The organism is Variovorax sp. OV700 (genome assembly GCF_900099805.1).
Classification (GTDB): Bacteria; Pseudomonadota; Gammaproteobacteria; order Burkholderiales; family Burkholderiaceae_C; genus Variovorax.
Window position 1 is genome coordinate 386,325 of the sequence record NZ_FNDR01000003.1, and the last position, 7,125, is coordinate 393,449.

The following is a 7,125-nucleotide window of genomic DNA, read 5'->3' on the forward strand; positions in this document are numbered from 1 at the left end:
CGCGCCTCGGCGGCGCCTAGAAGTCCAGCTTGGCGCTCAGGCTGAAGGTGCGCGGGTCGCCGGGCTTGATGTAGTTGTCGTACTGGTATTCCCAGTAGCGCCTGTTGGTGAGGTTGTTCACCGCCACGCGGAACGTGGTGTCATGGCCGCTGATGCGCGTGGCGTAGCTCGCACCGATGTTGGCAATGGCGTAGCCCGGAAGCCTCAGCTTGTTGGACGCATTGAGCATGGTGCTGCCGGTGTATTTGGCGTCGGCCGAGAGCTTGAGGCCCGGCACCTGCGCCACCGTATAAGACACCTGCGCCGTGGCCACGAAATTGGGGGCGCCCGCCACGCGGTTGCCGATGTTGTCGTTGCCGCGCCTGTACGAAGCGTCGAGGAACATCAGGTTGGCGCCGACCTGCCACTGCGATCCCAGGCGCGTGGAGGCGCCAAGTTCGAGGCCCTGGTAGATCGACTGGCCGTTCTGCACCAGTGCGTTGGCGCTGTTGGCGTATTCGGCGCCGCGCTCGATGCGGAACAGCGCGGCCGTGGCGCTCCAGCGCTCGCGGCCGGTCTTGATGCCCAGCTCGTACTGCTTGCTCTTGAGCGGCTTGAGCAGCTCGCCGTTGTTCGCATAAAGGCTGCTGACCGAGCTGCCCTGCTCGAGCGATTCGACATAGCTCGTGTAGAGCGTGGTGTCGGGCGCGGGCTTGAACATCAGCGCCAGCGTCGGCGTCAGCACGCCTTTCTTGGCGTACGCCGAAGTCTTGATGCCGTCGGTGCCGTAGCCGCTCTGTTCGTAGTTGGTGCTGCGCAGGCCGGCCAGCACCGACCAGTGGTCCGACAACTTGAGGGTGTCACTCGCGAAAATCGCGCGCTGCGTGATGTCGCTGTTGCGGTAGAGCGTGAGGTCGGTCGTGCTGGCGTAGGCATTGGTGTTCTGCCCGAAGATGCTGCCGGTACCGATCCACTGGTAGATGCTGTTGCTGCTGTAGTCGTTCACCTGCTTTTGCCACGACGCGCCGAGCGTCAGCTGATGCTCGATCGACCCCGTGCGCAGCTTGCCTTCGGCCATGGCCTGCCACTGGTCGAAGCGATGGCCTTCGCGCGTGTCGGAGCGGTAGTCGTCGTAGGTGCCGCTGGCATCCTGCAGATAAAGAATGCCTTCGTTGCGGCTGCGCTTGGAGGTGCTGTGGCTGTAGCTGGTGCGGAAGGTCCAGTCGGGTGTCAGCTTGTACTGGAGCCCGGTCGAGTAGAGCTGCAGATCGGTGGTGAGATGCTGCCCCGGGCCCAGCAGCCGCTGATCGTCGCCGCGCACGGCGGTGGGCAAGCGGTTGCCCGTATAGGCGCTGGTGGAGATCGATGGGGTCTGGTCGGTGGACTTGCGCTTCTGGTACAGCGCGTCGAAGTTCCAGGTCAGGTCGCGCGTCAGCCTGGCGTCGAGCGCCAGCGACACCGAATCGCGGCGGATACCGCCGTCGTTGAAGGTCTTGCCTTCTTCATGCGTGGCGTTGAGCCGGTAGCCGAACCGGTCGTCGGCGCCGAAGCGTCCGCCCAGGTCGACGTGCTCGCTCCACACGCTGTTCGATTTGTAGCCCACGTCGATGCTTCGCACCGGCTGATCCGTCGGCCTTTTGGTCACGTAGTTGACGATGCCACCCGGGGATCCGAAGCCGTACATGAAGCCGGTCGATCCCTTGAGCAGTTCGATCTGCTCGAAGTGCTCGTAGGGCAGGGTGATGGCGTAGCTCAGAAAGGGCTTGCCGTCCATCCGGTAGCCGTTCTGCCAGTCCAGCGGCAGGCCCCGCACGGTGATGTAGCTGGCCCAGCTGCTGTAGGCGCCGCTGTTGTCCGACACCGAGGCGTCGAGCGCGAACACGTCGCCCAGCTTGGACACCTGGCGCTCGGCCAGGTCTTCGCTCTTGACCACCGTGGTGGAGAAGGGCGTCTCGAGCTGGCTGCGTGCGCCGAGGGCGCCGCTGCTTACCTTAGCGCCGAGATGCTGCGGCGTTTCTTCCGCCGCGGTGGCGGTGACTGTCGGCAACGCAGCGGCCTTGTCGGTGGCTTCCTGGGCGTAGGCGCGACCACCTTGGGTGGCGGCGCACAACACCAGCAGCGTGGCGCCGGTACCGAGGCTGAGGGTCGTTTTCCGGAAAGGAGGGAGGGAGGAGGTTCCTGGTGCAGGGCGGGCGCCGGCCGGCGCCGTGCCCTTGAGTCTTGAGGTCGACAACACGTGCTATCTCTAAAAGTAAATAGCAATCATTATCAATTAAGAATTGGGAGAGATCTTGCGGAACCTCCGATTTGCCCGGGGTTTTTGCGCGTTCAGCCCAGCGCGACGGCTTCGACCTCGACCTTGAAGCCGAAGTGCAGCGGCCCCGTCGGCACGATGGCGCGTGAGGGCCGGGCATCGCCGGCCCACTCGGCATAGATCGCATTGAAGGCCGGCCAGTTCTCGATGGCATCGAGATAGACGCGCACCTGCACCAGGCGATCGATGCCGCTCCCCGCCGCCAGCAGAGCCGCCTTCACGTTGTCGAGCACCTGGCGCGTCTGCTGCTCGAAGGAGGCCTCGGCCAGCCGGGTGCCATCGGCCATGATGGGCAATTGCCCGGAGACGAAGACGAAGCCGTTCGCCACGGTGGCGTGGCTGTAGTGCCCGCCCGGTTTGGCAAGGCCCGCCGGCGCAATGGGTTGAATGCTTGTGCTCATGGTTTCTCTTACCAGCCGTGCAGCCGGCTCCAGGTGGCCAGCGTTCCGTCTTGCGCGAGCGCGTGGTACTCGGGAAACTGCGCGCCGGTGGCGCAGGCGTGGTTGGGCAGGATGCGAAGCTGCATGCCGATCGGAAAGCGCGCCGCAATATCGGGGTCGGGCGTGCCTTCGCGCGAGAGGATGCCGTGCTCCTGGTTGGCGCCGCTCAGCACGTAGCCGTCGAGCACCGATCCGTCGATGCCGCAAACTTGGCCGTAGCCGTAGTCGCGCTTCTGTTTCTGCGTGCCGCGGTCGCGGCTCATCGCCATCCAGCCCGCATCGACGATGGCCCATCCCTTGTCGGCCTGGTGGCCGATCACGGTGGTCAGCACGCTGAGCGCGATGTCCGACGTGTCGCAGACGCCGATGTTCTTCATCACCAGGTCGAACAGCACGTAGACGCCGGCGCGCACCTCGGTCACGCCGTCCAGTTGCTCTGCCGACAGCGCAGTGGGCGTCGAGCCGACGCTGACCACGGGGCAGGGCAGGCCGGCCGCGCGCAGGCGCTCGGCCGCATGCACGCAGCGCGCGCGTTCCTGTTCCGCCATGGCGGCCAGCGCTTCGGGCGTGTCGAGGTCATAGCTGGAGCCCGCATGCGTGAGCACACCGCCCAGCCGCATGCCGCCCGCATGCAAGGTGCGTCCGACCTCGAGCAGCGCCGCTTCGTCGGGCTTGATGCCGGAGCGGTGGCCGTCGGTGTCGATCTCGATCCAGACTTTGAACGCCTCGCCTTGCGCACGGCCGAACTCGGTGATGGCGGCGGCCGAGGCCGCGCTGTCGGTAATGATCTTGAGGTCGCAGCCTTTGCGCCGCAAGGCAAGCGCCTGCGGCAGACGATGCTGCGCCATGCCGACGGCGTAGAGGATGTCCGTGATGCCGTCGGCAAAGAATTGCTCGGCTTCCTTGAGCGTGGAAACGGTGATGCCCTGTGCGCCCGCGGCAAGCTGCGCGCGCACGACCGGCGTGCATTTGGTGGTCTTCACGTGCGGTCGAAAGCGCTTGGAGAGCGCGTTCATGCGCGCCTGCATGCGATCGATGTTGTGCTGCATGCGCGGCAGGTCGACGAGGGCGACCGGCGTGTTGAGCGCCATGGGGTGCGATGGTGTGTGCATGCGCCGTACTGTAGGGATTCGAGGGGCTTGCGTGGTTTAGTGAAACTGCATCAATCGTTAAGCCCGGCTGAATGTTGGTGCTCATGCGCCAAGGCCGCGCGGCGCGCGTGCAGGCGCTTCTCCGGTCTTTCGAGGAGTCGCTTGGCAAGCTGCCGGCAAAGCAGCGCTGAAGCAAGGACCGTTCTGCGTCGGCCCGGCGCCTGTCGGAGTTCTTCGAGGGCGCGACTTCACGTAGGCCGATTTCGCAAGTCGGTTCCCAGAGGACTTTCCGGAACTAGCATGGGTCGAACAGCAGGCCGCCGAGCGGCATGAAAGCACTCGGCTTTTATCGTTTACTTGCAAAGGAGAGCGCCATGCGATCCATTCATTTCCGCAGCCTTGCTCTCGCGTGTGCCGTCGCAGTCGGTGGCATCGCGGTCGTGGGCTGCACCACCACGCGGCCCCAGGACCAGGCCAGCACCGCATCGTCGCGCGCTTCGATCGATGCCCAGGTCGATGCCGCATTGTCCAAGCTGTACGACTCCGCCAGGGGCTCGCGCGAACTGGTTGCCTCGTCGAAGGGCGTGCTGGTGTTTCCTGCCGTGGTCGGGGCCAGCATGGGCATAGGCGCCGAGTACGGCCGCGGCGCGCTGCGCGCGGGCGGACGCACCCAGGCCTACTACAGCACCACCGCGGGCTCGATCGGCTTCCAGGCTGGCGCGCAGTCGAAGGCGGTGATCTACGTGTTCACAACGCAGGCCGCGCTCGACAAGTTCCGCAGCAGCAAGGGCTGGACGGCCGGCGCCGATGCCACGGTGGCGGCCGCAACCTTCGGCGCCAACGGCAGCATCGACACCAACACGATCCAGCAGCCCGTGGTCGGCTTCGTGCTGACCAATGTTGGCCTCGAAGCCGGCGTCTCGATCTCGGGCGCGAAGATCAGCGAGATCCGGCTGTAGCATCCCATCGCCCTGGCCGGCGGGTCAGTTCACGAGCTGCGCTTCCAGCTCGGCGACTTGCCTGCGCAGGGCATCGTTCTCGGCCGTCAGTTCGGCGACGCGCTGCTCCAGCAATTGCACGGCGCCGGGCTGCTTTGCCGGCTGGCCGGCGGCGTTCGATTCCGCGGATTCGGCCGACTCTTCGCGGGGCTTGCGTTTGGCTTCGCGAACGCGCTTGGCGGCCTGCCTGAGTTCGTCCTTGCCCGCGTTGGCCGCAAAGACCTGCTCTTCGGCGGGCAGGCTGGCCACGGCCGCTGCCGTGTTGATGGAGATCACGCCGGACTTGACGGCTGCCACCAGTTCGGGCGAGGCCTGCTTCTGGATCTTCTCGATCATCACCACCTGGTTGCTGCTCAACCGCGCGGCGCGGGCAATGGCTTCGCGGCTGCTCAGAGGCGCGGGCGGGGGCAGGGCGGAAGCGTTGGCAGCAGCGGACGGTCCGGCAGCGGGCGGGTCGGCATCGAATGGCGCGTCGTCGTCCGATGAAGCTGTCTCGGCCAATGCGCGTGCGCGGCGCTCGTCGACGATGTCTTTCTTTCGGAGCGCGAGCACGCCGCGCAAGAAATCGGAGATGCTGCGCCGGCCCAGGTGCTGGTCGATCATCCAGAGGTGCACGTCCTCAATGGTCTTGAAGCGTGTGTTCTGCACCGTCTGGAACGGCAGCCCGTGCTTCTGGCAGATGCCATAGCGGTTGTGGCCGTCCACCAGCACGTCGCCCCACAGCACCAGCGCGTCGCGGCAGCCCTCGGTGAGGATGCTGCGCTCCAGCGCCTCGTGTTCCTCCGGAGTCAATGGATCGATATAGGCTTTGAGTTCTTCGTTGACGACGATGTTCATGGGCAAGGGAGCGGGGAAAGGGGCGGAATTCTAGGCCGCCCCCATCGGCGAACGTTTGGTTGCCTGAATTCCTCACGCCGGCTGTCTCGCTTTGGCGTGTTCAAACGTCTACTGGGTATGGAGCATGAAAGGGTTGGGAAATGGGGCTTTTTTGTATCCACAAGTAGTAATAATTCTCATTTGTATTGAGCACTTCAGGAGTATCGCGTTCATGTTCACAGGTCTGCACCTTTGCCGACGTTCTTCCGGGCGGCCTGCGCCCTGCCTCGCATGATGAGAGAACCCATCGACATGGCGCTGCATGTGTCCGAACCCACGCTCGCGGAGGTCTTCATCGCGAACCGTCCGCAGCTGCTGCGCGTGGCGAGAAGAATCGTCCGCACCGCGGAGCTCGCCGACGATGTGATGCAGGACGCGTACCTCAAGATTGCTGACGGCCCCTGCGTGCGCAAGGCCGACCGGCCCATCGGCTATTGCTGCCAGGTCGTGCGCAACGTCGCGCTCGACTGCTGCCGTCGCCACACGGTCGAGGCCAGCTACCGCACCTTCGATATCGATGTCGAGACACTGGACGTGGCCGGCCCCCCGGCGCCGGACCGCCTGATGCGCGAGCGCCAGGCGATCCATGCGATCGACAAGGTGCTGGCAGCGCTGCCCGCGCGAACGCGGCTGGTGTTCGAGCTCTACCGGCTCGAAGGCCTCACGCAGCGCGAGATTGCATTGCGCCTGGGGTGCGCCCTCGGATTGGTGAACGGGCTCATCGCCGAAGCGGCGCAAGCCATCAAGGAATGCGGCCGCCTGCTCGTGGATGATTGAGCGCGACCGGACGCGCGCGTGATTGGTTTAAGGTAAAAGCCTTAGCGCCCTCGCATCGTGCGGGCGGCGCAATGCCACACACCCTTCACGCATGACACAAGAGCAGGACGACCCCCTCTGGAGCGCCGCATGGCAATGGGTGCAACGCGAGCACGACCGCGAGAACTTCGATGCGGCCGCACGCGCCGAGATGACGGCCTGGCTGGTTGCCGACCCTCTGCATCGCAAGGCCTACGACAAGGCAGCCCGCTTGTGGCTGCTGGCCGGCCTGGTGCCGCCTTCCGCTTCGGAGTGAACAGATCCCGTACTGAAACGTCTTGTTGAGCAGGAGCGAACAAATGGCCCACCGGGCCTCTGGCTCGCTCTTTCTGTTCAACCGCATAAGGACGTATCCATGTCGACGAGCTGCTTCGATCGCGAAGACGAGACCTTCATTGTTCTGGTCAACCACGAAGACCAGTATTCCATCTGGCCCCACTGGAAGGCCGTGCCAAAGGGGTGGAACGCGGTCGACGGCGTGAAGGGCGACAAGAAGACCGTGCTCGCCTACGTCGAAGAGGCGTGGACCGACATGCGACCCCGCTCGCTGCGCGAGTGGATGGCGCAGCAGGAAAAAAATCCGACGAACACGCAAGCCGCGGCCGGTTGAC

General features: G+C 65.1%; 8 protein-coding genes. 4 read left to right on the forward strand and 4 right to left on the reverse strand.

Annotated features, from left to right (window positions below):
- Positions 1-16: 16 nt before the first annotated feature.
- The 3 genes from BLR24_RS08820 to BLR24_RS08830 all read right to left on the reverse strand — a co-directional run bounded on the left by BLR24_RS08820 (position 17) and on the right by BLR24_RS08830 (position 3,845).
- Complete coding sequence (locus BLR24_RS08820; RefSeq protein ID WP_254787226.1) at positions 17-2,089, reverse strand: TonB-dependent siderophore receptor; 2,073 nt, start codon at positions 2,087-2,089, stop codon at positions 17-19.
- A gap of 218 nt (positions 2,090-2,307) precedes the next feature.
- A complete protein-coding gene (locus tag BLR24_RS08825; RefSeq protein WP_093015747.1) occupies positions 2,308-2,694 on the reverse strand; it encodes a RidA family protein in 387 nt (128 codons plus the stop codon).
- 8 nt (positions 2,695-2,702) lie between these two features.
- Entirely contained in the window at positions 2,703-3,845 is a 1,143-nt protein-coding gene (locus BLR24_RS08830) for a DSD1 family PLP-dependent enzyme (RefSeq protein WP_093015750.1), read from the reverse strand.
- A gap of 353 nt (positions 3,846-4,198) precedes the next feature.
- On the opposite strand from BLR24_RS08830, the gene BLR24_RS08835 reads away from it, so the two are divergent.
- Entirely contained in the window at positions 4,199-4,783 is a 585-nt protein-coding gene (locus BLR24_RS08835) for a BPSL1445 family SYLF domain-containing lipoprotein (protein ID WP_093015753.1), read from the forward strand.
- A 24-nt stretch (positions 4,784-4,807) separates the two neighbouring features.
- On the opposite strand, the gene BLR24_RS08840 is transcribed toward BLR24_RS08835, so the two are convergent.
- Positions 4,808-5,659 (reverse strand): ParB N-terminal domain-containing protein, encoded by an 852-nt coding sequence (locus tag BLR24_RS08840; protein WP_093015756.1) that lies wholly within the window; start codon positions 5,657-5,659, stop codon positions 4,808-4,810.
- A 270-nt stretch (positions 5,660-5,929) separates the two neighbouring features.
- Between BLR24_RS08840 and BLR24_RS08845 the strand changes: the two genes are divergently transcribed.
- The 3 genes from BLR24_RS08845 (at position 5,930) to BLR24_RS08855 (ending at position 7,124) form a co-directional block, all read left to right on the forward strand.
- Positions 5,930-6,475 (forward strand): sigma-70 family RNA polymerase sigma factor, encoded by a 546-nt coding sequence (locus tag BLR24_RS08845; RefSeq protein ID WP_093015759.1) that lies wholly within the window; start codon positions 5,930-5,932, stop codon positions 6,473-6,475.
- A 91-nt stretch (positions 6,476-6,566) separates the two neighbouring features.
- On the forward strand, positions 6,567-6,770 hold the full coding sequence (locus BLR24_RS08850) for a DUF4880 domain-containing protein (protein WP_093015762.1): 204 nt from the start codon (positions 6,567-6,569) through the stop codon (positions 6,768-6,770).
- 99 nt (positions 6,771-6,869) lie between these two features.
- On the forward strand, positions 6,870-7,124 hold the full coding sequence (locus BLR24_RS08855) for an MbtH family protein (RefSeq protein WP_093015766.1): 255 nt from the start codon (positions 6,870-6,872) through the stop codon (positions 7,122-7,124).
- The last annotated feature ends 1 nt before the right edge of the window (position 7,125 follow it).

Coding starts and splice junctions, on each gene's coding strand:
- BLR24_RS08845 (WP_093015759.1), top strand. CDS start 5,930: ATGATGAGAGAACCCATCGACATGGCGCTGCATGTGTCCGAACCCACG.
- BLR24_RS08830 (WP_093015750.1), bottom strand. CDS start 3,845: ATGCACACACCATCGCACCCCATGGCGCTCAACACGCCGGTCGCCCTC.
- BLR24_RS08835 (WP_093015753.1), top strand. CDS start 4,199: ATGCGATCCATTCATTTCCGCAGCCTTGCTCTCGCGTGTGCCGTCGCA.
- BLR24_RS08855 (WP_093015766.1), top strand. CDS start 6,870: ATGTCGACGAGCTGCTTCGATCGCGAAGACGAGACCTTCATTGTTCTG.
- BLR24_RS08840 (WP_093015756.1), bottom strand. CDS start 5,659: ATGAACATCGTCGTCAACGAAGAACTCAAAGCCTATATCGATCCATTG.
- BLR24_RS08850 (WP_093015762.1), top strand. CDS start 6,567: ATGACACAAGAGCAGGACGACCCCCTCTGGAGCGCCGCATGGCAATGG.
- BLR24_RS08825 (WP_093015747.1), bottom strand. CDS start 2,694: ATGAGCACAAGCATTCAACCCATTGCGCCGGCGGGCCTTGCCAAACCG.